Here is a 23,632-nt window from a genome sequence, read left to right as displayed (position 1 = left end):
GGCCTCCTCTTCACATTCTATTTGAAGAATATATGTATCCTGCAACGATACTCTTCAAGAGGGCAAAATGACACCGTTCAGAGACCTTCCCGAGACCGAACAAACTCGCCTGCGCGACGTCTACGCATTGGAAATGGCGAAACAGTCTAATACCTGTTCGATGGACGAAAAAATCTCGCGCTTTCACGCGTGGCTGGAGCCGCAAGGCATCTCCTTTACCCTCGATGACCTGCGGCTTCCAAAGCGCGGCTGATTACTCGGCCGCTTCCACATAGCTTTCCGGCGGCGGGCAAAGGCAGATCAGATTGCGATCGCCATAGGCGTTGTCCACACGGCCAACCGGCGGCCAGTATTTGTCCACACGGAAGGCCCCCGGAGGGAAGCAGCCCTGCTCACGCGAATAGGGACGATCCCAATCCGCAACGAGGTCATTGACCGTATGCGGTGCGTGCTTGAGCGGATTGTTATCCTCCGGCAGTTCGCCGTTCTCGATCTGCGCAATCTCCGCACGGATCGACAGCATCGCCTCGCAGAAGCGATCAAGCTCCGCCTTCGTCTCCGACTCCGTCGGCTCAATCATCAGAGTGCCCGGCACAGGGAACGACATGGTCGGTGCGTGGAACCCGCTGTCGATGAGGCGTTTCGCGATGTCATCAACGGTGACGCCGGTGGTCTTCTCGAACTCGCGCGGATCGACGATGCACTCGTGCGCAACGCGGCCCTGCGTCCCTTTGTAGAGAACGGGGAAGGCTGCATCGAGACGGGCCGCGATGTAGTTTGCATTGAGGATCGCGACCTTCGTGGCCTGCGTGAGCCCCTGCCCGCCCATAAGCTGACAATAGGCCCAAGAAATCGGAAGGATCGACGCGGAACCAAAGCGCGCTGCAGACACCGGACCAATGGCGTCGCCACCCTCCGGATTGCCAGGCAGGAAACGCGCGAGATGCGCCTTCACACCAATCGGGCCCATGCCCGGACCACCGCCGCCATGTGGGATGCAGAAAGTCTTGTGCAGGTTGAGGTGGGACACGTCGGAGCCGATCTCGCCGGGTTTGGCGAGACCAACCAACGCATTGAGGTTCGCCCCATCCATATACACCTGACCGCCGAAAGTATGCGTGATCTCGCAGACCTCTTTCACGGTCTCTTCGAACACGCCATGGGTCGACGGGTAGGTGATCATGCAGGCGGCGAGTTTATCCCCTGCGGCTTCGGCCTTCGCACGGAAGTCTTCGAGGTCGATGTCGCCATTCTCTGCGGATTTGACGACGACGACTTTGAGGCCACACATCTGCGCCGACGCAGGGTTCGTCCCGTGGGCGCTCATCGGAATGAGGCAGATATTGCGCCCGCCCTGACCGTTGGCGCGGTGATAGCCCATGATCGCGAGCAGACCGGCATATTCACCCTGCGCACCGGAGTTCGGCTGCATCGACATGGCATCATAGCCGGTGATTTCGCAGAGTTTGTCGGAGAGGTCGTCGATCATCTCCGTGTAGCCTTCGGACTGATCCTCCGGCGCGTAGGGGTGCAGCGCGTTGAATTCAGGCCAGGTGATCGGCATCATCTCGACGGCGGCGTTGAGCTTCATCGTGCAGGACCCGAGCGGGATCATCGCGCGGTCAAGAGCGAGGTCGCGGTCTGCGAGGCGACGCATGTAGCGCATCATTTCGCCCTCGGCGCGGTTCATCCCGAAGATTGCGTGGGTCAGGTAGGCGCTCTCGCGGAGGAGCGTTTCTGGAAGCCCGATGGACTGGGTCTCTGCAGGCACTTCGGCTTCATGTCCGAACGCGCGCCAGACTTTGCCAATGATTTCCGCGTTGACCATTTCATCAACGGCAATACCGATCTTTGTCTTCCCGACTTTGCGCAGGTTGATCCCTTCTGCGTTCGCGGAGCGGAGGATCACGCCCTGCATTGCACCCACTTCGACCGTGAAGGTGTCATAGAACGCTGCGGGAGAGATGGAGAAGCCAGCGGACTTCAGCCCTTCAGCAAGACGCATCGCATTGAAGTGGATATGTTCACCGATGGCGCGGAGCCCGTCCGGTCCGTGGAACACGGCATAGAAGGACGCCATGACCGCGAGCAGGGCCTGTGCGGTGCAGACGTTCGACGTCGCCTTTTCGCGGCGGATGTGTTGTTCGCGGGTTTGGAGCGAGAGGCGGTAGGCGCGATTGCCGTTCGCATCGACCGACACACCGACAATCCGGCCTGGCATCGCGCGCTTCATCGCGTCTTTGCAGGACATGAAGGCCGCGTGGGGGCCGCCAAAGCCCATCGGCACACCAAAGCGCTGCGCGGACCCGACGGCGATATCTGCGTCCATCGCACCCGGCTCTTTGAGCATGGTGAGCGCCATGAGATCGGTCGCCATGATCGCGACGGCTTTTGCCTCATGGAGCGTCGCAATCGTGTCGGTGAAATCCTCGACGCCGCCATAGGTACCCGGATACTGGAAAATCGCGCCAAAGACTTTCGCCGGATCGAGATCGACGGGATTACCCACAATGATCTCGATATCGAGCGGTTCGGCCCGCGTCTTCATCACTTCGATGTTCTGCGGATGGCAGGCCTCGTCGATGAAAAAGCGCGTCATCTTGGATTTGGACACACGCTGCGCCATGGTCATGGCTTCGGCGCAGGCGGTTGCCTCATCAAGGAGCGAAGCGTTCGCGACCGGCAGGCCGGTCATATCCGACACCATCGTCTGGAAGTTCAGAAGCGCTTCAAGGCGCCCCTGCGCGATCTCCGGCTGGTAGGGCGTATAGGCCGTATACCATGCCGGATTTTCGAGGATGTTGCGCTGGATCGCTGGCGGCGTGGCCGTCCCGTAGAAACCTTGCCCGATCAAGGACGTCATCACGACGTTTTTCTTAGCGACTTTGCGGATGTGCCCGAGCACCTCATGCTCTGTCATCGGAGCCCAGCTCAAGGCCTCCATCTGACGGATGCCCATGGGCACGGTCTGATCAATGAGCGCATCGAGAGAGCGCACGCCGATCACCTTCAGCATCTCTTCCATCTCCGCCGGAGACGGGCCGATGTGGCGGCGGTTCGCAAAGTCGTAGGGGTTATAGGTCGACGGGGTATAGGCCACGTGTCAGTTCCTCAGCCGATAAAGTCTTTGTATTCCGCTTCGGACATGAAGTCCTCAAGCACAGACATGTCTTCGATCTTCATCTTGAAGAACCATGCATCGCCAAGCGGGTCTTCGTTCACCTTGCCCGGATCTTCGGAGAGCGGTTCGTTCACTTCGACGATTTCTCCGTCTAGCGGGGCGAGGATATCGGAGGCGGCTTTGACGCTCTCGATCACGACGACCTCATCGTCTTTGGAAACGGTTGTGCCTTCTTCCGGCAGCTCAACGAACACAACGTCGCCAAGCTGTTCAGCGGCGTGTTCGGTGATGCCGACGACGATCAGGTCATCCTCGACGCGGAGCCATTCGTGTTCTTCGGTGAATTTGATATCTGCGGCCATGAGTTTTTCGGTCCCTTGAATAGAGTATCAGCGTTTGTAAGTAGAGGTGCGGAAGGGCATCGGTGCAACCGTTACGGGCAGGCGCTTTCCGCGGAGTTCGGCGAAAACGGGGGTGCCGTCCAACGAATAGGCGATCGGGACATATCCCATCGCAATAGGCCCCTCGACGGAGGGACCAAAGCCGCCGGATGTAATTTCACCGATCGGAGTTTGGCTCTCGGGCGTCGCGAAGAGCGGCGTGCCTTCGCGCATCGGCGCACGGCCCTGCGGCAGGAGACCAACGCGTTTGCGCTCCGCGCCGTTGTGCAGCTCGGAAAGGATACGATCAGCTCCAGGGAAGCCACCTTCACGCTCGCCACCCGTGCGGCGGACTTTCTGAATGGCCCAAGCAATGTTGCCCTCGACGGGCGACGTGCTCGTATCAATGTCGTGGCCATAGAGGCAAAGCCCCGCTTCAAGCCGCAGGCTATCCCGCGCACCGAGGCCAATCGGCTCCACCTCTTCCATCGCGCAGAGCGTCTCGGCGACTTGGGTCGCAATCTCGGCGGGCACGGAAATCTCGTAGCCGTCCTCACCAGTGTAACCGGAGCGAGACACCCACCATTCCACGCCATCGACGTCGAAACGCAGGCTGTCCATGAATTTCATATCGGCAACCTGCGGCGCGATCCGAGCGAGAGCCTCTTCGGCCTTCGGCCCCTGAAGCGCCAAGAGCGCACGGTCGACGATCTCCGTAACGGTCACACTGGCAGGCAACGCCGCCCGCATGTGCGCGATGTCTTCCGCCTTGCAAGCGGCGTTCACAACGAGGAAGAGCGCGTCACCTGTATTGGCGATCATGAGATCATCCAGAATGCCGCCGGTTTCATCGGTGAAAATCCCGTAGCGCTGGCGGTTCGGTTTAAGACCCAGAACATCGACCGGCACAATCGTTTCAAGGGCGCGGGCGACGGCCTCCCTTCCGTCGCCCGAGGTCAAAATGACCTGCCCCATATGCGACACGTCAAACAGACCTGCCGCAGATCGCGTGTGGAGATGCTCTTTCATCACGCCAAGCGGATATTGCACCGGCATTTCGTAGCCCGCAAAGGGCACCATTTTCGCGCCATGCGCAACGTGGAATTCGTAGAGCGGCGTGCGCTTCAAAGCCGTATCTTGATCAGACATTGCATCCCCTTTTTGCATCTGGTCGACACATTACGGCCCGAAAGCCGCACGTGCCCATGATGCCCCCTCTGTCCTGTGTGCCTGAGATCGTTATCCCTTCGGCGGAGGCGCAAGACCCCTCTCTCCAGAGTTTTGACCGTGCGAAGGTCCGTTCACCTGAGAGTTTTCCGGGGCGGTTGCTCCTTCGGTAGGGGAGACCCTTCTCCCAACGCACGATTTGAGGGGACATTATGCAAGCGCAAGATTCGGGACAAGCCGAAAATATTTCCGATAGGAAACTTACGACAATTCGACAGTAAAAAGCCGCCATACGGAGAGTTCCGAGGCGGCTTTCTGTGTTTATTTAAACAGAAGCTATTAAAGCGTCGGCTTTTTCTGCAAAAGTGGCAGAACGTTGGACATGTCCGGACCATGCGCCATACCGGTCACGGCCTTGCGCAGAGGCATGAACAAGCCCTTGCCCTTACGACCCGTCGCCTCTTTCACAGCCGTGGTCCACTCTTTCCAGCTGTCCGCCGTGTAGGGCGGCTCGGGCAGCATGGTGAAGGCCTCTGCGATGAAGTCCTTGTCCTCGTCATCCACGAGCGGCGTAGCCCCATCACGGAACAGCTCCCACCAGCCCGCCATGTCGGCTTTGACTGTGATGTTTTCGCGGACGACATTCCAGAACGGTTCGGCGATCTCAGAAGGCACACCGAGGGCAGCCACATCGTCTGCAACCTCTTCGAAAGGTTTACTGTGGTTGATCTGCGACGTCAGAGCGAACAGGTCCTGGCTGTCGAATTTGGTCGGAGCCGCACCGAAGTGCGACAGGTCAAACCCTTCGATCAACTCCTCCATAGAGGTGCGCAGTTCGACCGGCTGGGACGACCCGAGGCGCGCCATCAGAGACAGGAGTGCCATCGGCTCCACGCCTTGCGCACGCAGGTCACGCAGGGACAGGGTCCCGAGACGTTTCGAGAGCGCTTCACCCTGCGGCCCAGTCAGAAGGGAGTGGTGCGCAAAGGACGGAACCGTGCCACCAAGCGCCTCAATGATCTGGATCTGGGTCGCGGTGTTGGTCACATGGTCGGAGCCACGCACGATGTTCGTCACACCGTAATCCACGTCATCACAGACGGACGCGAGGGTGTAGAGGAACTGACCGTCAGCACGGATCAGAACAGGATCAGAGACAGACGCCGCATCAATGGAGATGTCGCCGAGGATGCCATCGGTCCAGTTGATCCGCTCTTGATCGAGCTTGAAACGCCACACACCGTCGCCGCGTTCGGCGCGGAGCTTCGCTTTCTCGTCTTCAGACAGCGCGAGAGCAGCACGGTCGTAGACTGGCGGCTTGCCCATGTTGAGCTGCTTCTTACGCTTCAGATCGAGTTCCGTCGGGGTTTCGAACGCTTCGTAGAAACGACCCTTCTCGCGCAGTTCATCTGCAGCCGCATGGTAGCGCTCGAGACGTGTGGACTGACGCTCAAGACGATCCCACGTAAAACCGAGCCACTCGAGATCTTCGAGAATCCCGTCTGCGTATTCCGGTTTCGAACGCTCCTGATCGGTGTCATCAAGGCGCAGGATGAACTGGCCGCCGGCCTTGCGTGTGATCAGATAGTTGAAGAGCGCGGTGCGCAGGTTGCCAACATGGATATAGCCCGTCGGCGAAGGGGCGAAACGTGTGACGATCATTTTGAAACTCCTGTTGCGCTTCCTCTTTCATATCACGCCTCAAGAGTCCATATCGGGACAGCCGCAACCGGAGATACATCAATGCCTGAACCGCTTTATGACGCCTGCGCCCCCGATCTGGACATGATCGAAGACATCGCCCGCGCCACCATGTCCGATCTCCCGCCCGCCTTCAAAGTTCTGGCCTCTCAGGTGTCGCTCACCGTGATGGATTTCGCGCCCGAAGATTTGCTCGCCGAAATCGGCATTGAGGACCCGTTCGAGCTCACCGGCCTCTACACTGGTATTCCGATGACGGAAAAATCCTCGATGGACCAAGCGACCGCGCCGGACACGATCTGGCTTTTCCGTCGTCCGATCCTCGATGAATGGGTGATGCGCGGGAACGTGACCCTTCAACAGATGGTCGCACATGTGACGGTGCACGAGTTGGCGCACCATTTCGGTTGGTCTGACGATGACATCGCCACCATCGACAAATGGTGGGAATACGATTGAGCCTCACGTTCGCGTGATCCCATTCGCTGTGTGACGTTCGCACCCTATTTCGTCCGTATACCACACGCACAGTGCAACTCGGGAGGATTACGCATGAACACACCACACCTGTCTCGCCGCCACCTTATGCTCGGCGCCGCAGCTATTCCGGCAGCAGCTTCTCTGCCGCTTTCAGCCCGCGCCGAGGCGCCGCAAATGGGTGCGGCTTTGCCGCCTTACCGTCGCTTCAAGCTCGGCGCATTTGAGGTCACCACACTCTTGGCGGGCACCCGCACGGTGCCTGAACCGCAGAAGATTTTCGGACTGAACGCAACACCAGAGGAATTCGCCGCCGCTTCTGAGGCCAACTTCATTTCTCCTGATGCGGCGCAGTTCTTCTTCACTCCGACCCTCATCAACACCGGTTCTGAACTGATCCTATTTGACACCGGCCTCTCGCCGGACGGGATCGTCGCGGCCCTCGCCGCCGCAGGATATACCGCAGATCAGGTGGACCGAGTTGTTGTCACGCACATGCACGGCGACCACATCGGCGGCATGTATAGCGATGCGCCAACCTTCGCGAACGCTGCCTACTCCACCGGCTCTGTCGAGATGGACCATTGGGACATGTCCGGCAACGATGGGTTCGAAGCCAAAATTCGCCCCCTGCAGGACAGGTTCGACCTACTCGATGATGGCACCGACGTGACCTCCGGTATCACCGCGATGGCCGCGTTTGGGCACACACCGGGACACATGGCCTTCCATGTGGAAAGCGAAGGCGAACGCCTGATCCTCGGCGCCGATTTTGCGAACCACTACGTCTACTCGCTCGCACATCCGGATTGGGAAGTGCTCTATGACGCAGACAAAGCCGCCGCCGCCCAAACGCGTCGCAAGCTGCTCGATATGATGGCAACGGACCGCGTGCCATTCATCGGCTACCACATGCCCTTCCCTGCCCTCGGCTATGTCGCCAACCGCGATAGCGGGTACGAGTATGTGCCGTCCAGCTACCAGATGATGATCGAAACCTGAGACTTCGGCATTGCGACACGCACTAAATTTTACGGCCCCGCTTCTGTCGGGGCCGTTTTCATTTTGCGGCATCAGGACCCGACGCGCATTTTTTCCGCAAATGTGCTAAGATGGCCCTTACAAGACTTTGCTTCTGATTGATTAAGCATTCGAAAAATCAGACTATTTCCGAGAAATCTCCGCTACTGTGATTTCAATCAAAGATGTTAACGCTATCGGGCGTAGAGTGCCCTTCGAAACAGAGTCGCACTTCGCAAGGAGACGCTGATGACACAGATCCTGACGATCACGCTCAATCCCACTGTGGATCTCTCGACCTCCACACCAGAGGTCTCTGCGGGTCCGAAGTTGCGCTGCACCAATCCGGAGGCCGATCCGGGAGGAGGCGGGATCAACGTGTCTCGTGCCATCAAATTCCTCGGAGGCGAGAGCACAGCCTTTACGGCGGTAGGTGGCGAAACCGGCGCGCATTTGCTCCGCCTCCTCGCCGAAGAAAAGGTGCGCTTCACTGCCTTCTCCGTGACCGGCGGCGCGACACGACAATCGATGGCGATCACGGAACAGGAGACCGGCAAGCAATACCGCTTCGTAATGCCTGGACCTTACTGGAACCACGACATGGTCGATGAGTCTTTAACAGCCATCGCCTATGCCGCTCCGGTTGGTGGCGTGGTCGTGCTCTCCGGCTCCCAGCCTCCTGGCGTTCCGATGGATTATCCCGCCCGCCTTTCACGTCGCCTCACCGAGAAAGGCGTCAAACTCTTTGTCGACACCTCCGGCAAACCGTTGCACGAATTGGTCAAACATCCGGCCAATCCCTATGTCCTGCGTATGGACGACGTTGAGGCCGAGGACCTATGCGGACACGCACTGCCGACGCGGAAAGACACCGCAGACTTCGCCTCTGAATTGGTGAATAAGGGGATTGCCGAGAACGTCATCATCGCGCGCGGCGCCGACGGGTCGACCCTTGCGAATGCGGGCGGTCGTTGGCATGCCTCCCGCGCCATCGACCCAGAGGAAGTTGTGTCTGCCGTTGGCGCGGGCGATAGCTTCGTTGGTGCCTTTTCGATGGCCCTCACGCGAGGGGATACGATGCAAGAGTCTTTGCGTTTCGGCACGACGGCTGCGGCAGCGGCGGTTCTCACGGCAGGCACGCAGCTTTGCAGCGAGACAGATGTCACGCGGCTTCTGACGGGATGCGAATTGGAAGACGTCTAGGAACGCGGCCTTAGCTGTGGTCGCGCCAGCGGTTCACAATCGGATAACGGCGGTCGAGCCAGAATGCACGCTGGGTCAGACGCGTGCCCGGAGCAGACTGAAAGCGCTTGTATTCCGAGATGTAGAGCAGATGCTCGATCTTCTTCACGGTTGCCCTGTCAAACCCTGCAGCAACGAGATCGGCAACGCTTTCGTCGCGATCTACAAGACCCTCAAGGATTGCATCCAGCACCTCGTATGGCGGCAGGCTATCCTCATCCTTCTGATCCGGACGCAGCTCTGCTGAGGGCGGCTTGTCGATGATCGAGACAGGAATGACTTCCCCTTCCGGCCCTTTCATCCAGGGACGGTGGTTAGCGTTGCGCCAGCGGCATTGCTCGAACACGCGAGTTTTGTAGAGGTCTTTGATGGGATTAAAGCCACCGTTCATGTCGCCATAGATGGTGCAATAGCCAACGGCCACTTCGGATTTGTTACCCGTCGTCAAAAGCATAGAGCCGAACTTGTTCGACATCGCCATGAGCAGCAGACCACGCAGACGGGACTGGATGTTCTCTTCGGTCACATCGAACGGCAGATCGCCGAAAATCGGCGAGAGCGTGTTGGTAATGGCATCGCGCCCCTCGGAGATCGGCACGAAGTCGTAGCGGCACCCGAGGCGCGTTGCGATGTCTTTGGCGTCATCGAGCGACCCTTGCGAGGTGTACTCGGACGGCAGCATGACGCAGTGCACGTTTTCGGCGCCCAAGGCATCGGTTGCAATCGTCGCAACAATCGCACTGTCGATCCCGCCGGAGAGACCCAGAACCACCTTTTTGAAACCGGTTTTCCCGAGGTAATCGCGCAGACTCTCGACCATCGCGCGGTAGTCCTGCTCCCACTCCTCGGGATGATGGGTGATCTCACCCTCAATGGCGACCCAGCGACCGTCCAGTTTCTCAAAGTCGACCTGACGCACGCATTCATCGAACACCGGCAGGATATGCGCCGGTTTGCCGTGACGGTTCAGGACGAAGGAGCCGCCATCAAACACCTGATCATCCTGACCGCCGACCATGTTGAGATACACGAGCGGCACGTCATTCTCGATCACACGCGAGACCATATGCGTGAGGCGGGTGTTGAATTTGTTGCGATAATACGGCGATCCGTTGGGCACGAGCAGGATTTCCGCCCCACTTTCGACCTGAGCCTCAGCAACATCCTCATGCCATGCGTCCTCACAGATCGGGGACCCGAGACGCAGAAGGTTGATCGCATACGGACCTTCTACTGGCCCCTCTGCGAACAGGCGCTTTTCATCGAAGACGTTGTAGTTCGGCAGGTGATGTTTGCGGAGCACCTGCTTCACGCGGCCTTCGGCCAAAATCCAATAGCCGTTGTAGAGCTCGTCACCGTAGGCATAGGGCGCCCCGACCCCAATCGCCGGACCATCGACTGTCAGAGCCGCGAGTTCTTCGGCTTTCGCCATCGCGGCATTGACCAAAGCGGGCTTCATCACCAAATCCTGCGGCTGATAGCCGATGAGGAACAGTTCGGGGAATGCGATCATATCCGCATCGGCGGCTTTCGCTTCGGCATGGGCGGTGCGCACCATATCCGCATTGGCGTCGATAGCGCCCACAATCGGGTTGAGTTGAGCCAATGTCAGGCGAAACTTGTCAGTCATACCGCGCGTCCTGTTCTCTTTGTCTAGGGGTTTAGCAGAAAGACACGCGAGGAAAAGCCGATCACGGCAAAAACATTTGAAGCCCGCCGCGCTTCTTTCTACGCTGGCGCAGAATTCGGCCCGGGAGACAGCATGATACGGACAGGACTGCGCAGCGCATTGTTGACGGTGAGCTTCATCGGAGGACTTTGCGCTCCCGGCTATGCACAGTCGAACGGGGACGTGGAAACGCACCAGTTCGAAGAGGGCGGCATCTACGAAGGGACCTTTACCGACGGCCTCCGCGATGGTGTCGGAAGCTACCGGCTACCCAATGGCTTCGAATACACGGGCGAATGGGTAATGGGGGAAATCAAAGGTCAGGGCATTGCCCGATTTGTTGACGGCTCCATCTACGAAGGCGCGTTCGCACAAGGCAAGCCACATGGCTTCGGCAAAATAACCTATGCAAATGGCGACACCTACGAAGGCGACTGGGTAGAGGGCGCTGCAACTGGCTCTGGCGTCGAGGTCCTCGCGAATGGTGTCAAATACGAAGGCGGTTTCCTCGCAGCCAAACACCATGGTCAAGGGCGGCTAGAGCGCCCCTCCGGTTATATCTACGAAGGGGGCTGGGTGAACGGCCAGAAAGAGGGACGTGGAATAATCACCTACCCCGAAGGCGCAACCTACGAAGGGGAATTTGCGCGTGACATGCGGCACGGTCAGGGCATTCTCAAAACCGAGGAAGGGCTGACCATCGATTGCAGCTGGGTTGAGAACCACTGCAACGGCCAAGGCACGATCACTCAGCCGAACGGCGATGTCTTCGTCGGCGAACTGGTCGCGGGCAAACGGCATGGCGCGGGCAAAGTCACCTACGCGAACGGCGATGTCTACGATGGGGCCTTCGACGACGACAAACGTCACGGGACAGGCACCTTTACGGGGGCGGACGGATACACCTACACGGGCACCTGGGCTCACGGTCGCATCGAGGGCGAGGGTCAGGTCATCTACCCGGACGGCTCCGTCTATGTCGGCGAATTCAAAGACGATTTGTCCGATGGCGAAGGGATCATCACCTATCCCAACGGTACCACCTATGAAGGAGACTGGGTCGGCGGCGTTCCGGAGGGTGTCGGCGTTGCGCGGTACGCAGGCGGACTCGTATATGAGGGCGAGTTCAAGAACGCTCTGAACCATGGGACGGGGAAAATGACCTTTCCCAACGGCTACATCTACGAAGGAAGTTGGATCAACGGGCTTCGCGAGGGCAAAGGGATCGGCACATATGCCGATGGCGAGCGCTATGAGGGCGATTTTGTCACCGGAGAACGCGACGGTGTCGGCACGCTCGAGATGCCATCGGGTTTCACCTACACGGGTGAGTGGTCCGACGGCATCATTCAGGGACGCGGCGTAGCGACCTATGCGAACGGCGATGTTTATGAAGGCATGTTTGTGGCGGGCAAGCCCAATGGGCGCGGCACCATCACCTACACAGACGGACGCATCGCCGCGGGTGATTGGGTGGACGGGGCCCTCGTGTCCGTCGACGCGTCTGACACCACTCAGACGCCAGCTGCGGCGACGTCTGAGTAGCTCTTTCGCATCAACCACTTAGACAGGTTCACCTTTCGATAGGCGGGTCAAAAACCTGTCCGCTTCTCGCAAAACTGTCTCGCGTTTGTCTTCGTCCATCCGGTCCCACGTGCGATACATCTGCGCCATGCGCGGGTTCTTCTCGAAACGCTCGCGGTGCCGATCCATGAAGGCCCAGTAAAGCAGGTTGAACGGGCACGCCCCCTCGCCCGTTTTGCGGCTCACAGAGTAGTGGCAGTCGCCACAGTAGTCGGACATTTTGTGGATATAATTGCCTGACGACACATAGGGTTTCGACGCGATCACGCCGCCGTCCGCGAATTGGCTCATTCCGACCGTGTTGGGCGCCTCCACCCATTCGAAAGCGTCAATGTAAACAGAGAGATACCATTCGTGGACCTCTTTCGGATTGATGCCTGCAATAAGCGCGAAGTTCCCCGTAACCATGAGTCTCTGGATATGGTGGGCGTAGGCGTCCTCTTTGGTCTGCAAAACCGCGTGGGAGAGGCAATTCATCTTCGTTTCCGCCCCCCAATAGAGAGGCGGTAACTTCCTCTGATGGTTCAATTTATTCTGGTTTGGATAGTCGGGACCTTTGAGGAAATAGAGGCCGCGGACGTATTCTCGCCAGCCCAGGATTTGGCGGATGAAGCCTTCGGCGGAGTTGATGGGGACTTTGCCTGCGCGGTAGCGGGCCTCGACTTCTCGGCAGAGGTCGAGCGGGTCGAGCAGGCCGATGTTGAGATAGGCGGACAAAAGCGAGTGATGCAGGGTGCGATCAGAACTCAGCATTGCGTCCTGATAGGTGCCGAAATCCGCGAGGTGATGGTCTAGGAAATGGTCCCTAGCCGCCTCCGCATCAGCGCGCGTGACGGCCATCGAGAACGGGTGTAAATCACCGAAATTACTTCCGAATTTTACCTCGACGAGATCTAGGGCCTCCGACGTGATCTCGTCCTGCTCGAACGTTATCGGCGCTACGCGGAAGAGATCGTCGGACGCCGGTTTGCGGTTGTCATGATCGAAATTCCACTTGCCACCACAGGGCTCGCCATCGTCCATCAGCAGGCCGGTTTTGCGCCGCATTTCGCGGTAGAAATACTCCATACGGAGCGCTTTTCGGCCCTTCGCCCAGTCCGCGAAGTCCCTTTCTGAGGCGAAAAAACGGGTGTCGGACTTTTGTCGGACAAGTGTCGGACTTTCGTCGGCCTCGAGGCGCAAACGCCACTCTCCGGCCTCCGTCATCACGATCTCTTTTGCGCCCACACGTTCGGCATGGCGGCGGGCCTCGCCATAGACGGAATGCGTGTTCTCTGGGTCATCGAGACGGGTGTAGGCGACCGTCCAACCGGCCTCCTCCAACTCCCGCGCGAAGTGGCGCATGGCGGAGAAAATGAGCGCGATCTTTTTCGGGTGGTGGGGGACATAATCCGTCTCCGCCCCGACCTCGGCCATAACGACGACATCGCGGGACTTGTCGGCGCCTTTGAGCGACGAAATCTCCGGTGTGAGTTGATCGCCGAGGATAAGAATGACCTTGGGATCGCTCACCACGGCACCTCGGTGTTCTTCCAGTCATAAAAGCGGCCTGTGTCCTCGGGGCCATGCGCCTCCATGACATTGAGCAGATGCTCCGCGGCGGCCTCTGGAGAGAGCTTCTCTCGCGGGTAGTTTTCCGTGAACCGCGTGGCGACCGTTCCTGGATGATAGGCGAGAAGGCAGGCCTGTTTGTGGCTCCGCGCCAGTTCAATCGCGGCGGTGTGGACGAGCTGGTTCGCGGCGGCCTTGGCCGCGCGGTAGCTATACCATCCGCCCAAGCCGTTATCGCCAATCGAACCGACCCGCGCGGTGATGATCAAGGCCTTCGAGGGCGCGTCTTTAGGCAACAGGCGGGGCAGGTGGCGGAGGATGAGCGCGGGGCCTATGGCATTGACGGCGAATTGTTCGGAGAGCGCTTCGGCGGTGATGGCCTTGAGCATCTTTTCCGGAGGGCGCCCTGCCCCTGCGAGCTGCCCCGTTGCGACAACAACGGTGTCGAAAGGCCCCTCGACCTTACCGAGCGCTTGCTCGACCATCGCGGGATCACGCAAATCAAACCCGTGCTCCGCGCGCGACAGCGGTGTCACCTCAAAATTACGGGCGGTCAGCTCATCGGCAACCGCCGCGCCAATACCGCCCGAAGACCCGATTACGAGTGCTCTTTGCATGTTCGTTCTCCCGTATCTCTTAGAGGTAATACGGGAGAGCGTTTGGAAAAGATCAGCTGTCTTTCAGTTTGTTGACCTTCATCATCTTCATGATCATGCGTTCATAAAATGGCTCCGAGACGCCCTTTTTCACTTTGCGCATGAAGTACCACTCGAACGCGAGTTTCGCCCAGTGGACCCATTTGCCGGAAGCCGCCCAGTTCACGTTGCGCGGCGGGTTCTGCGGCATGGCGAGGAAGGCCGCGCCACCGTCACCGAAGTCCGCGAGGCAGAGCGCATTCCAAGAGGCGAGTTCTTTCGGCTCTTCGCCGCGCATCACCATTGGCAGGTTGTGGGCGGTGGCTGTGACCATGGATTCGATCATAAAGCCGGTTTTCGGCACGCCGGTCGGGACGGCGGTCGGTTCTTTCGGTGCGATGGCGATGCAGACGCCGATGGCGAAGACATTCGGAAAAGTCGGATTGCGGTGGAATTCGTCTACGATGACAAAACCGCGCGGGTTCACGAGACCTTCGATCCCCATCAGGGCCGGAATGCCACGGAAAGCGGGCAGCAGCATCGAATAGGAGAACGGCAAGGCGTGCTCTTTCTTCGGATTGCCGTCCTCGTCGCATTCGGTGACGTGAACGGTGCCGTCCTCGAACTTGTTCGTCTTGGCGTTGGTGATCCAGCGGATGGAGCGGTCGCGCATGATCGACTCGAGCATCCCTTTGGTATCGCCCACACCACCGAGGCCAAGATGCCCGATATAAGGTTCGGGCGTCACAAAGGTCATCGGCACCTTGTCGCGGATTTTGCGGCGCCGCAGGTCAGTGTCGATGGTCATGGCGTATTCATAGGCCGGACCAAAGCAGGACGCGCCCTGCACCGCGCCGACGACAATCGGGCCAGGATTGGCGCAGAAGTCTTCCCACTGATCGCCGGAGACGGTGGCGTGTTCGACGTGGCAAACGGAATGGGTGTAGCCCTCAGGGCCAAAGCCTTCAATCTCGTCAAAGGCGAGGTCCGGTCCGGTGGCGATCACGAGATAGTCGTAGGTGACCTCGCGTCCTGATGCGAGCGTGATGGTGTTCGTTTTCGGGTCAAGCTTGACCGCGCCGTCACAGATGAAGTCAATGCCGCGTCGTTTCATCACCGGCTCGAGTTCAATGATCAGGTCTTCCTTTTTGCGCCAGCCGACACCCGCCCACGGGTTCGACGGGGTGAATTGGAAGTAGCTTTTGTTGGAAATGACGGTGATTTTGTCGTCTTTGCCAACAGTATCTTTGAGTTCATAGGCCTGAATGCTCCCACCGAGCCCCGCGCCAAGCACCACAATATGTGCCATAGTCTCTCTCCCCTTGCACGGCAGCCCCTCCACGAACTGCCGGATGATTTTACCAGACCCTCGATCCGGCGACTTTGATTTCGCCCCGTGTCTAGCATGACGCAACAACACATTCATAGTTTTGAATTAATAAATGGCGATAATTTCGGAGGTCTGCACAAGATTCTGTCGTGGCAGGCGCGTTTTGGGGTTTTCTTTGCCGGAGCGCGCCGTATATTCCCGAGCCATGACGATGAAAGCACATATCCCTGCTCCGAGACTGCGCACTGACGCAGCCCGTCGTCATGACCTTCTTCTCCTTAGCTGCCTCTGAGCGTGCCCACGGCGCGAGGCTCAGAGGTATGTCCAAGCGCCACACAGCACTGCAAACGCTAAGGAACAAAAGAGAGATTTCAAAATGACCGAGACATCCAAGCAGGACCGCGTCCTGATTTTCGATACGACCCTGCGTGACGGCGAACAGAGCCCGGGCGCCACGATGAGCCACAATGAAAAGCTCGAGATTGCGGGGATGCTCGACGCGATGGGGGTCGACATCATTGAGGCCGGTTTCCCGATCGCCTCTGAAGGCGATTTCGAAGCCGTCTCTGACATCGCGAAGAACGCCAAGAATTCCGTGATCTGTGGCCTCGCGCGCGCCAACGCCAAGGACATTGATCGCTGCTGGGAGGCCGTGAAACACGCGCCGCAGGGCCGCATTCACACCTTTATCGGCACCTCGCCCCTGCACCGCGACATCACCGCACTGTCGATGGACGAGATGGCGAACCAGATCCACGAGACCGTGAGCCACGCCCGCAACCTCTGCGACAACGTGCAGTGGTCCCCGATGGACGCGATCCGCACAGAACATGACTACCTGTGCCGCGTCGTCGAGATTGCGATCAAGGCGGGTGCAACCACGATCAACATTCCGGACACCGTGGGCTACACCATCCCGCGCGAGTCTGCGGATATCATCCGCATGCTGCTCGAACGCGTGCCGGGGGCAGACGACGTGATCTTCGCGACCCACTGTCACAACGATCTCGGAATGGCGACCGCAAACGCGCTGGCCGCAGTCGAGGCGGGCGCACGTCAGATCGAATGCACGATCAACGGTCTGGGCGAACGCGCGGGCAACACCGCACTTGAAGAGGTCGTCATGGCCCTCAAAGTGCGTCACGACGTGATGCCCTATGACACTGGCATCGACACGACGAAGATCATGGGCATTTCCCGCCGCGTCTCTCAGGTCTCCGGCTTCCCGGTGCAGTTCAACAAAGCCATCGTCGGCAAAAACGCCTTCGCGCACGAAAGCGGCATCCACCAGGACGGCATGCTCAAGAACAAGGAAACCTTCGAGATCATGCGTCCGCAGGACGTGGGTCTCTCCGGCACGTCCCTGCCGCTCGGCAAACACTCTGGTCGCGCAGCTCTGCGCGCCAAGCTCGACGAGATGGGCTATCCGATGGCGGACAACCAGCTCAAAGACGTGTTCGTGCGCTTCAAAGACCTCGCCGACCGCAAAAAAGAAGTGTTCGACGACGACCTGATCGCGCTGCTGCGTGACGCCGGTGCGGCGGATCAGAACGAGCGCATCAAGGTGAAATTCCTGCGCGTGATCTGCGGCACAGAAGCCCCGCAATCCGCGGACCTGACGCTCGAAGTCGATGGTGTGGACAAACAGATCACCTGTCAGGGCGACGGTCCGGTCGATGCAACCTTTACCGCGATCAAGGCGATCTTCCCGACCACCGCCCGCCTGCAACTCTATCAGGTGCATGCTGTGACCGAGGGCACCGATGCACAGGCAACCGTGTCCGTGCGTCTCGAAGAAGATGGTAAAATCGTCACCGGCCAAAGCTCCGACACCGACACTGTGGTTGCCTCGGCAAAGGCCTACGTGAACGCGCTCAACCGCCTGCTGGTGCGCCGCGAGAAATCGGCACCGGATGCGGACGTCAAAACGGTGAAATACACCGACGCTGTTTGAACTCAGACAGCCTAAAAGATCACAGGCGCTCCCTCGGGGGCGCCTTTTTCGTGGCAAACACCCGCATGTGAGCGGGACTTTGCGCAGCGGCGCCTCTGCCGCCCCTTTCACACAGGCTCTGCGCCGCCTATAAGCGGTTCGATACAGGGATTCTCCCTACGGATATTTTTCAGGGCAGCGGGATAAACATGGCGGGATTTGCGGGCATCTTCTCCTCGGATATGGCAATCGACTTGGGCACAGCGAACACGCTGGTCTATGTCAAAGGCAAAGGCATCATTCTGAACGAACCGTCTGTTGTCGCCTATCACGTCAAAGACGGGCGCAAGCAGGTGCTCGCGGTCGGAGAGGACGCCAAGCACATGCTCGGCAAGACCCCCGGCTCCATCGAAGCCATCCGCCCGATGCGCGAAGGCGTGATCGCCGACTTCGATACCGCCGAAGAGATGATCAAGCACTTCATCCGCAAAGTGCACAGACGCAGTACCTTTTCGAAGCCGAAAATCATTGTCTGCGTTCCGCATGGCGCTACCCCCGTTGAAAAACGCGCGATCCGTCAATCTGTGCTCTCCGCCGGTGCCCGCCGCGCAGGTCTGATCGCAGAACCGATCGCCGCAGCCATCGGGGCCGGCATGCCCATCACGGACCCGACCGGCAACATGGTCGTCGACATCGGCGGCGGCACCACCGAGGTCGCCGTTCTGTCCCTCGGTGACATCGTGTATGCACGCTCCGTGCGCGTCGGTGGTGACCGGATGGACGATGCGATCATCGCCTACCTGCGCCGTCAACAGAACCTCCTGATCGGCGAAGGCACCGCAGAGCGGATCAAAACCACCATCGGCACCGCCCGTATGCCCGATGATGGCCGTGGCTCCGTCCTGACCATTCGCGGTCGCGACCTGCTCAACGGTGTGCCGAAAGAGATCGAAATCAACCAGGCGCAAGTTGCCGAAGCACTGGCCGAACCTGTACAGCAGATTTGCGAAGCTGTGATGACCGCGCTGGAGACCACCCCGCCGGATCTCGCGGCTGACATCGTGGACCGTGGCGTGATGCTCACCGGTGGTGGTGCATTGCTCGGGGAACTCGACCTTGCGCTGCGCGAGCAGACCGGTCTCGCAATCTCGGTCGCCGATGAGTCACTCAATTGTGTGGCCTTGGGCACCGGCAAAGCGCTGGAATATGAAAAGCAACTCCGGCACGTTATTGATTACGAAAGCTGAGGGCCTGCGGTGCATGCGCACCGCACCGGCCACCTGACGACAGACCGTAAGAGGGCGCTGTGGCCAAAGACAGAGGCAATGCGGATACCTACGTCCGCCCGATCCGGCGTTTGCTGATCGGGATTTTGCTGTTGTGCCTTGGCGGTCTCTTCATCCTCTGGCGCATCGACAGCCCGCGTGTCGAACGCATGCGGGCCAATCTCGTGGACAAGGTCGTGCCGTCGATGGAATGGGCATTGGTGCCGGTGACCAAGACCATTGGCATGGTCGAGAATTTCCAGAGCTATCAACGCCTTTACGACCAGAACCAGGAGCTTCGGAGCGAGCTGCGCCAGATGCAGGCGTGGAAGGAAGCGGCGCTTCAGCTTGAGCAGAAGAACGCCAAGCTTCTCGATCTGAACAAGGTCCGCATCGACCCGCGATATACCTATGTGACCGGTGTGGTCATGGCGGATAGCGGCTCTCCGTTCCGGCAATCCGTGCTGTTAAATGTCGGCGCGCGCGACGGTATCCGTGATGGCTGGGCCACGATGGACGGCGTCGGATTGGTGGGGCGCATTTCTGGCGTGGGGCAGAACACCTCGCGCGTGATTCTCCTGACCGACAGCAACTCGCGTCTCTCCGTGACGATCCAGCCGTCGGGCCAGCGGGCAATTCTCTCGGGCGACAACACGATCCGCCCCACGCTCGACTTCATTGAAACGCCGGAGTTGGTTCGCCCCGGCGACCGTGTGATTTCGTCGGGCGATGGCGGGGTCTTTCCGCCTGGCCTGTTGATCGGTCAGGTCGCGAAAGGACCGGACCGCCGTTTGCGTGTGATCCTCGCAGCCGATTACGAACGTCTCGACTATCTACGAGTTCTACGCACGCATGAGGGCGAGTTGATCACCGATCCCGGCTCTCTGATCATTCCTGAGGGCGCGACTGCGGCCGTCGAGGAGGGCGTGACAGAGGGGGAGGCCACCGATGGTTGACCCGCGCACCGTCCGCACGATGAGTTTTCGGCTCGGCTTTATTGCCTTCGCCTGCGTCGTAACCTTTTTCTATCTGCTGCCCATCAGTGTCGGATCGGGGCGCTGGCCGGGGCCGGACCTGATCCTCGCGCTCGCGTTTGTGTGGGTGCTACGGCGGCCCGACTATGTGCCGGTGTTTCTGGTAGCAATCGTGATGCTCGCTGCGGATTTCGTGTTTCTGCGGCCTCCGGGCCTCTGGTCCGCTCTCACAGTCCTCGCCCTCGAATTCCTGCGCCGCCGCGAACCCACGTCCCGCGACATGCCGTTCGCGGTCGAGTGGGCGATGGTGTCGGGGGTGCTCTTGGCGATGGCCGTGCTGAACCGCTTTGTGCTCGCCATCTTCATGGTGGACCAAACCTCGCTCGGCCTGACGATCCTGAGCCAGATTTCGACGATTCTGAGCTACCCAGTCCTCGCGGTCCTGTCGCACTCCGTGCTCGGGATGCGCAAGATCACGGCGACCGAGGCCGATGAGATGGGGTATGTGCGATGAGACGTTCCCCCGCAGAAACCGCCACCTCCGCCCGCAAGATCACTCGCCGCGCCCTGTTCCTCGGCGGCTCGCAGCTCGCCTTCATGGGCTTGCTCGGGCTACGCATGCGGTATCTGCAGGTCGATCAGGCGGACAAGTTCCGGCTACTGGCCGAGGACAACCGCATCGGCGACTTCCTCCTCGCCCCGGCCCGCGGCCTGATTTACGACCGCAATGGCACACTCATTGCCGAGAATGAACAGACCTTCCGGATCGTCATCCGGCCCGAAGACGCAGAGGAACTCGACACGGTTCTCGAGAAACTCGAAGCGCTCATCGGCCTGTCGCCGGAAGAGCAGGAACGCGTGCGCAAGCAACTCAAGGACGCTGGCCCCTCTGCGCCCGTGACGATTGCGGACCGCCTCAGCTGGGAAGCTTTCTCGCTCATCTCCGCGAACGGACCTGCCCTTCCCGGCGTGACGCCCGAGGTCGGCCTGTCCCGCTATTACCCGTGGCACAACGACTTCGCGCATGTCGTCGGCTACGTCGGTCCGGTGTCGAGCTATGACATCTCCAAGATGGAGACCGTCGATCCGCTCTATAAAATTCCGAAATTCCAACTCGGGAAATTCGGGGTCGAAGCGCAGCTTGAAGACACGCTCAAAGGTGGCGCAGGCCTGCGGCGCGTCGAACAGAATGCCTATGGCCGGATCATCCGAGAACTGGATCGCCAAGAAGGCCAACCCGGCGCGAATATCCAGCTCACGGTCGACCACAAACTCCAGAACTTCGTTCAGGCGCGATTGGGCGGCGAAAGCGCCTCTGCGGTGATCCTTGATGTCGAAACCGGCGACATTCTCGCGGCGGGCTCCACGCCTGCGTTCGACCCGAACTTGTTCGTGCGCGGGATCTCTTCGGCAGATTATCGGGCTTTGCTTGAAAACGACCACCGCCCGCTGCCCGCGAAATCGGTGCAGGGCGCCTACCCGCCCGGATCGACATTCAAGATGGTGACGGCGCTGGCTGCGCTCGAAGCGGATGCGGTCGATCCCGACGAAACCGTGCGGTGCCTCGGGCATATCGAATATGGTGGCCGCCGCTTCCACTGCTGGAAACGGGCGGGTCACGGCAACCTGAACGTGGTGGGATCGCTCCGCCATTCGTGCGACGTTTTCTATTACGAGATGGCCCAGCGCGCAGGGATCGAAAAGATCGCTGAGATGGGGCGTCGTCTCGGTCTCGGGCAAGATTACGATTTGCCGCTGTCCGGCGTCAGTTCCGGTCTCATGCCGGACAAACAGTGGAAACTCGAAAACCGCGGCGCGGATTGGTTGGTCGGGGATAGTCTCAACGCCTCAATCGGTCAGGGTTTTGTCCTCGCCACGCCAATGCAACTCGCCGTCATGACCGCGCGCATCGCCACCAACCGTGAGATCATTCCACGTCTGTTGAAATCCGTTGATGGCGTTGAGCAGCCGATCCGGGGAGGTGAGCCGCTCGGCATCAACGAGAACATGCTGCGATCTGTGCGTCAGGGGATGTTCGAGGTGTCGAACTCCAACCGCGGGACGGCATTCGCTTCACGCATTGCTGACGAAGCGCTGCGCATGTCGGGCAAGACGGGAACGTCTCAGGTTCGCTCTACTGTCGTGGACAACAGCGAAGTGCCATGGGAACAGCGTGACCACGCGCTCTTTGTCGCTTTCGCGCCCTCGGACGCGCCGCGTTATGCGGTGTCGGTCGTGGTCGAACATGGCGGTGGCGGGTCCTCTGTCGCGGCACCAATCGCGCGCGATCTGATGCTCTTTGCCCTGCATGGCAGCGTGCCGCCGCTCTCGTCCTATCCTTCGTCCCAGCGCAACACGATCCGTGAGCGCCTCGAGTCCCTCCCCATCATCGGGCAAGACCCGGAGAAGGTCGGGAGAAGTCAGGCATGAGTTATCTTGAGAGTAACCTGAAGACCATCCCGACGGGCCTGTCCAAAGTGCTTTACCTCAACTGGGCGCTCATCGTTCTGTTGTCTGCGGTGGCCTCCGTCGGTTTTTTGATGCTCTATTCGAACGCGGGCGGGTCGTTTCAGCCGTGGGCCGAACCGCAGATGAAGCGTTTCGCCCTCGGCATGGTGGCCATGTTGATGATCGCGATGGTGCCAATCTGGTTCTGGCGCAACATTGCGGGGCTAGCCTATATCGGCTCCTTCATGCTTTTGATCTTCGTGGAGTTTTTCGGGCACGTGGGGATGGGTGCTCAGCGGTGGATCGATCTCGGGTTCATGCGGCTTCAGCCGTCCGAGTTGATGAAAATCTCGCTCGTGATGTTGCTCGCAGCCTATTATGACTGGCTGCCGCTCGAAAAAGTGTCGCGCCCACTCTGGGTCATCATTCCAGTCGCTCTTATCCTGCTTCCGACCGTGCTCGTGCTCAAGCAGCCGGACCTCGGCACGTCCCTGTTGCTCGTGACCGGCGGCGCGATTGTGATGCTCGCGGCAGGTGTGAGCTGGTGGTATTTCGGGGCGGTGATTTCGCTCTTTGTCGGCATGGTGAGCGCTGTCTTCCTATCGCGCGGCACGCCATGGCAGCTCTTGCAAGACTACCAATACCGCCGGATCGATACGTTCCTTGACCCGTCGGCGGACCCGCTCGGCGCGGGCTATCACATCACGCAGGCAAAGATCGCGCTCGGCTCCGGCGGCTGGACGGGGCGCGGGTTCATGCAGGGCACACAGTCGCGGTTGAACTTCCTGCCGGAAAAGCACACCGACTTTATCTTCACGACTCTGGCCGAAGAGTTCGGCTTTATCGGCGGGATTTCCCTGCTCGCGCTTTACGCGGGTGTGATCATCTTCTGCCTCGTCTCCGCAATGAACAACAAGGACCGGTTCGGATCGCTCGTGACTATCGGGATTGCGGCGACGTTCTTCCTGTTCTTTGCGGTGAATATGTCGATGGTGATGGGCCTGATGCCAGTGGTGGGGGTTCCGCTGCCGCTTGTATCTTATGGTGGGTCGGCAATGCTCGTGCTGCTCGCGGCCTTCGGGATCGTACAATCCGCCCATGTCCACCGCCCGCGCGGCAAACGCTAAGGACCTTT

At 59.6% G+C, this 23,632-nt stretch carries 19 protein-coding genes and 1 riboswitch; of the genes, 11 read left to right on the top strand and 8 right to left on the bottom strand.

Annotated features, from left to right (window positions below; translation table 11 throughout):
• The first annotated feature begins 67 nt into the window (after positions 1 to 67).
• Positions 68 to 253, top strand: coding sequence for a hypothetical protein (locus tag LA304_RS03785; protein WP_224501788.1), 186 nt, complete (start codon positions 68 to 70; stop codon positions 251 to 253).
• Here LA304_RS03785 and gcvP read toward each other — a convergent pair whose 3' ends face one another.
• The 4 genes from gcvP to gltX form a co-directional block, all read right to left on the bottom strand.
• Complete coding sequence (gene gcvP / locus LA304_RS03780) at positions 254 to 3,100, bottom strand: aminomethyl-transferring glycine dehydrogenase (protein ID WP_224501787.1); 2,847 nt, start codon at positions 3,098 to 3,100, stop codon at positions 254 to 256. It lies immediately after the preceding gene.
• Between the two features lie 11 nt (positions 3,101 to 3,111).
• On the bottom strand, positions 3,112 to 3,471 hold the full coding sequence (gcvH, locus tag LA304_RS03775; protein ID WP_224502473.1) for a glycine cleavage system protein GcvH: 360 nt from the start codon (positions 3,469 to 3,471) through the stop codon (positions 3,112 to 3,114).
• A gap of 39 nt (positions 3,472 to 3,510) precedes the next feature.
• Positions 3,511 to 4,650, bottom strand: a complete 1,140-nt coding sequence (gene gcvT / locus LA304_RS03770) for a glycine cleavage system aminomethyltransferase GcvT (protein WP_224501786.1) — start codon at positions 4,648 to 4,650, stop codon at positions 3,511 to 3,513.
• 134 nt (positions 4,651 to 4,784) lie between these two features.
• Positions 4,785 to 4,868: riboswitch (glycine riboswitch) on the bottom strand.
• Positions 4,869 to 5,007: 139 nt separating this feature from the next.
• Positions 5,008 to 6,330: a glutamate--tRNA ligase gene (gltX, locus tag LA304_RS03765; protein ID WP_224501785.1), complete on the bottom strand. Its 1,323-nt coding sequence runs from the start codon at positions 6,328 to 6,330 to the stop codon at positions 5,008 to 5,010.
• 81 nt (positions 6,331 to 6,411) lie between these two features.
• Between gltX and LA304_RS03760 the strand changes: the two genes are divergently transcribed.
• The 3 genes from LA304_RS03760 (at position 6,412) to LA304_RS03750 (ending at position 9,069) form a co-directional block, all read left to right on the top strand.
• Positions 6,412 to 6,828: a metallopeptidase family protein gene (locus LA304_RS03760; RefSeq protein WP_224501784.1), complete on the top strand. Its 417-nt coding sequence runs from the start codon at positions 6,412 to 6,414 to the stop codon at positions 6,826 to 6,828.
• 93 nt (positions 6,829 to 6,921) lie between these two features.
• Positions 6,922 to 7,848 (top strand): MBL fold metallo-hydrolase, encoded by a 927-nt coding sequence (locus tag LA304_RS03755; RefSeq protein ID WP_224501783.1) that lies wholly within the window; start codon positions 6,922 to 6,924, stop codon positions 7,846 to 7,848.
• A 267-nt stretch (positions 7,849 to 8,115) separates the two neighbouring features.
• Positions 8,116 to 9,069 carry a 1-phosphofructokinase family hexose kinase gene (locus LA304_RS03750; RefSeq protein ID WP_224501782.1) on the top strand — a complete coding sequence of 318 codons (954 nt, stop codon included), beginning with the start codon at positions 8,116 to 8,118 and terminating at the stop codon, positions 9,067 to 9,069.
• Positions 9,070 to 9,079: 10 nt separating this feature from the next.
• Here the strand turns inward: LA304_RS03750 and LA304_RS03745 are convergent, their stop codons facing one another.
• Entirely contained in the window at positions 9,080 to 10,738 is a 1,659-nt protein-coding gene (locus LA304_RS03745; RefSeq protein WP_224501781.1) for an NAD+ synthase, read from the bottom strand.
• 132 nt (positions 10,739 to 10,870) lie between these two features.
• Here LA304_RS03745 and LA304_RS03740 point away from each other — a divergent pair, with 132 nt between their 5' ends.
• Positions 10,871 to 12,322, top strand: a complete 1,452-nt coding sequence (locus LA304_RS03740) for an MORN repeat-containing protein (RefSeq protein ID WP_224501780.1) — start codon at positions 10,871 to 10,873, stop codon at positions 12,320 to 12,322.
• An 18-nt stretch (positions 12,323 to 12,340) separates the two neighbouring features.
• Here LA304_RS03740 and LA304_RS03735 read toward each other — a convergent pair whose 3' ends face one another.
• Genes LA304_RS03735 through LA304_RS03725 form a run of 3 tightly spaced genes read right to left on the bottom strand, consistent with a single transcriptional unit; the run spans position 12,341 to position 15,856 of the window.
• Complete coding sequence (locus tag LA304_RS03735; RefSeq protein WP_224501779.1) at positions 12,341 to 13,873, bottom strand: cryptochrome/photolyase family protein; 1,533 nt, start codon at positions 13,871 to 13,873, stop codon at positions 12,341 to 12,343.
• Entirely contained in the window at positions 13,870 to 14,529 is a 660-nt protein-coding gene (locus LA304_RS03730; RefSeq protein ID WP_224501778.1) for an SDR family NAD(P)-dependent oxidoreductase, read from the bottom strand. Before LA304_RS03730 ends, LA304_RS03735 begins: the two co-directional genes overlap by 4 nt.
• Positions 14,530 to 14,581: 52 nt before the next feature.
• On the bottom strand, positions 14,582 to 15,856 hold the full coding sequence (locus LA304_RS03725; protein ID WP_224501777.1) for an NAD(P)/FAD-dependent oxidoreductase: 1,275 nt from the start codon (positions 15,854 to 15,856) through the stop codon (positions 14,582 to 14,584).
• Between the two features lie 397 nt (positions 15,857 to 16,253).
• Here LA304_RS03725 and LA304_RS03720 point away from each other — a divergent pair, with 397 nt between their 5' ends.
• The 6 genes from LA304_RS03720 to rodA all read left to right on the top strand — a co-directional run bounded on the left by LA304_RS03720 (position 16,254) and on the right by rodA (position 23,624).
• A complete protein-coding gene (locus LA304_RS03720) occupies positions 16,254 to 17,831 on the top strand; it encodes a 2-isopropylmalate synthase (RefSeq protein ID WP_224501776.1) in 1,578 nt (525 codons plus the stop codon).
• Positions 17,832 to 18,019: 188 nt separating this feature from the next.
• On the top strand, positions 18,020 to 19,057 hold the full coding sequence (locus LA304_RS03715; RefSeq protein WP_224501775.1) for a rod shape-determining protein: 1,038 nt from the start codon (positions 18,020 to 18,022) through the stop codon (positions 19,055 to 19,057).
• A gap of 59 nt (positions 19,058 to 19,116) precedes the next feature.
• The gene (mreC, locus tag LA304_RS03710) at positions 19,117 to 20,031 is read left to right on the top strand and encodes a rod shape-determining protein MreC (protein WP_224501774.1); all 915 of its coding nucleotides are present in this window, start codon (positions 19,117 to 19,119) and stop codon (positions 20,029 to 20,031) included.
• Positions 20,024 to 20,563 carry a rod shape-determining protein MreD gene (locus LA304_RS03705; protein WP_224501773.1) on the top strand — a complete coding sequence of 180 codons (540 nt, stop codon included), beginning with the start codon at positions 20,024 to 20,026 and terminating at the stop codon, positions 20,561 to 20,563. The genes mreC and LA304_RS03705 overlap by 8 nt, the downstream gene beginning before the upstream one ends.
• The gene (gene mrdA, locus LA304_RS03700) at positions 20,560 to 22,479 is read left to right on the top strand and encodes a penicillin-binding protein 2 (protein ID WP_224501772.1); all 1,920 of its coding nucleotides are present in this window, start codon (positions 20,560 to 20,562) and stop codon (positions 22,477 to 22,479) included. Before LA304_RS03705 ends, mrdA begins: the two co-directional genes overlap by 4 nt.
• Positions 22,476 to 23,624, top strand: a complete 1,149-nt coding sequence (gene rodA / locus LA304_RS03695) for a rod shape-determining protein RodA (protein WP_224501771.1) — start codon at positions 22,476 to 22,478, stop codon at positions 23,622 to 23,624. The genes mrdA and rodA overlap by 4 nt, the downstream gene beginning before the upstream one ends.
• Positions 23,625 to 23,632 lie beyond the last annotated feature (8 nt).

The organism is Celeribacter litoreus (assembly GCF_020165855.1).
GTDB lineage: Bacteria > Pseudomonadota > Alphaproteobacteria > Rhodobacterales > Rhodobacteraceae > Celeribacter > Celeribacter litoreus.
The sequence above is the reverse complement of the archived record's forward strand: the minus strand, read 5'-3'. Positions and strand labels throughout refer to the sequence as shown.

What these genes read in the sequence shown, in the direction of transcription:
- LA304_RS03720 (WP_224501776.1), top strand. Translation starts at nt 16,254, where the DNA reads ATGACCGAGACATCCAAGCAGGACCGCGTCCTGATTTTCGATACGACC.
- LA304_RS03740 (WP_224501780.1), top strand. Translation starts at nt 10,871, where the DNA reads ATGATACGGACAGGACTGCGCAGCGCATTGTTGACGGTGAGCTTCATC.
- LA304_RS03705 (WP_224501773.1), top strand. Translation starts at nt 20,024, where the DNA reads ATGGTTGACCCGCGCACCGTCCGCACGATGAGTTTTCGGCTCGGCTTT.
- LA304_RS03745 (WP_224501781.1), bottom strand. Translation starts at nt 10,738, where the DNA reads ATGACTGACAAGTTTCGCCTGACATTGGCTCAACTCAACCCGATTGTG.
- LA304_RS03785 (WP_224501788.1), top strand. Translation starts at nt 68, where the DNA reads ATGACACCGTTCAGAGACCTTCCCGAGACCGAACAAACTCGCCTGCGC.
- LA304_RS03715 (WP_224501775.1), top strand. Translation starts at nt 18,020, where the DNA reads ATGGCGGGATTTGCGGGCATCTTCTCCTCGGATATGGCAATCGACTTG.
- LA304_RS03725 (WP_224501777.1), bottom strand. Translation starts at nt 15,856, where the DNA reads ATGGCACATATTGTGGTGCTTGGCGCGGGGCTCGGTGGGAGCATTCAG.
- LA304_RS03730 (WP_224501778.1), bottom strand. Translation starts at nt 14,529, where the DNA reads ATGCAAAGAGCACTCGTAATCGGGTCTTCGGGCGGTATTGGCGCGGCG.
- rodA (WP_224501771.1), top strand. Translation starts at nt 22,476, where the DNA reads ATGAGTTATCTTGAGAGTAACCTGAAGACCATCCCGACGGGCCTGTCC.
- mrdA (WP_224501772.1), top strand. Translation starts at nt 20,560, where the DNA reads ATGAGACGTTCCCCCGCAGAAACCGCCACCTCCGCCCGCAAGATCACT.
- LA304_RS03750 (WP_224501782.1), top strand. Translation starts at nt 8,116, where the DNA reads ATGACACAGATCCTGACGATCACGCTCAATCCCACTGTGGATCTCTCG.
- gcvT (WP_224501786.1), bottom strand. Translation starts at nt 4,650, where the DNA reads ATGTCTGATCAAGATACGGCTTTGAAGCGCACGCCGCTCTACGAATTC.
- gltX (WP_224501785.1), bottom strand. Translation starts at nt 6,330, where the DNA reads ATGATCGTCACACGTTTCGCCCCTTCGCCGACGGGCTATATCCATGTT.
- LA304_RS03760 (WP_224501784.1), top strand. Translation starts at nt 6,412, where the DNA reads ATGCCTGAACCGCTTTATGACGCCTGCGCCCCCGATCTGGACATGATC.
- LA304_RS03755 (WP_224501783.1), top strand. Translation starts at nt 6,922, where the DNA reads ATGAACACACCACACCTGTCTCGCCGCCACCTTATGCTCGGCGCCGCA.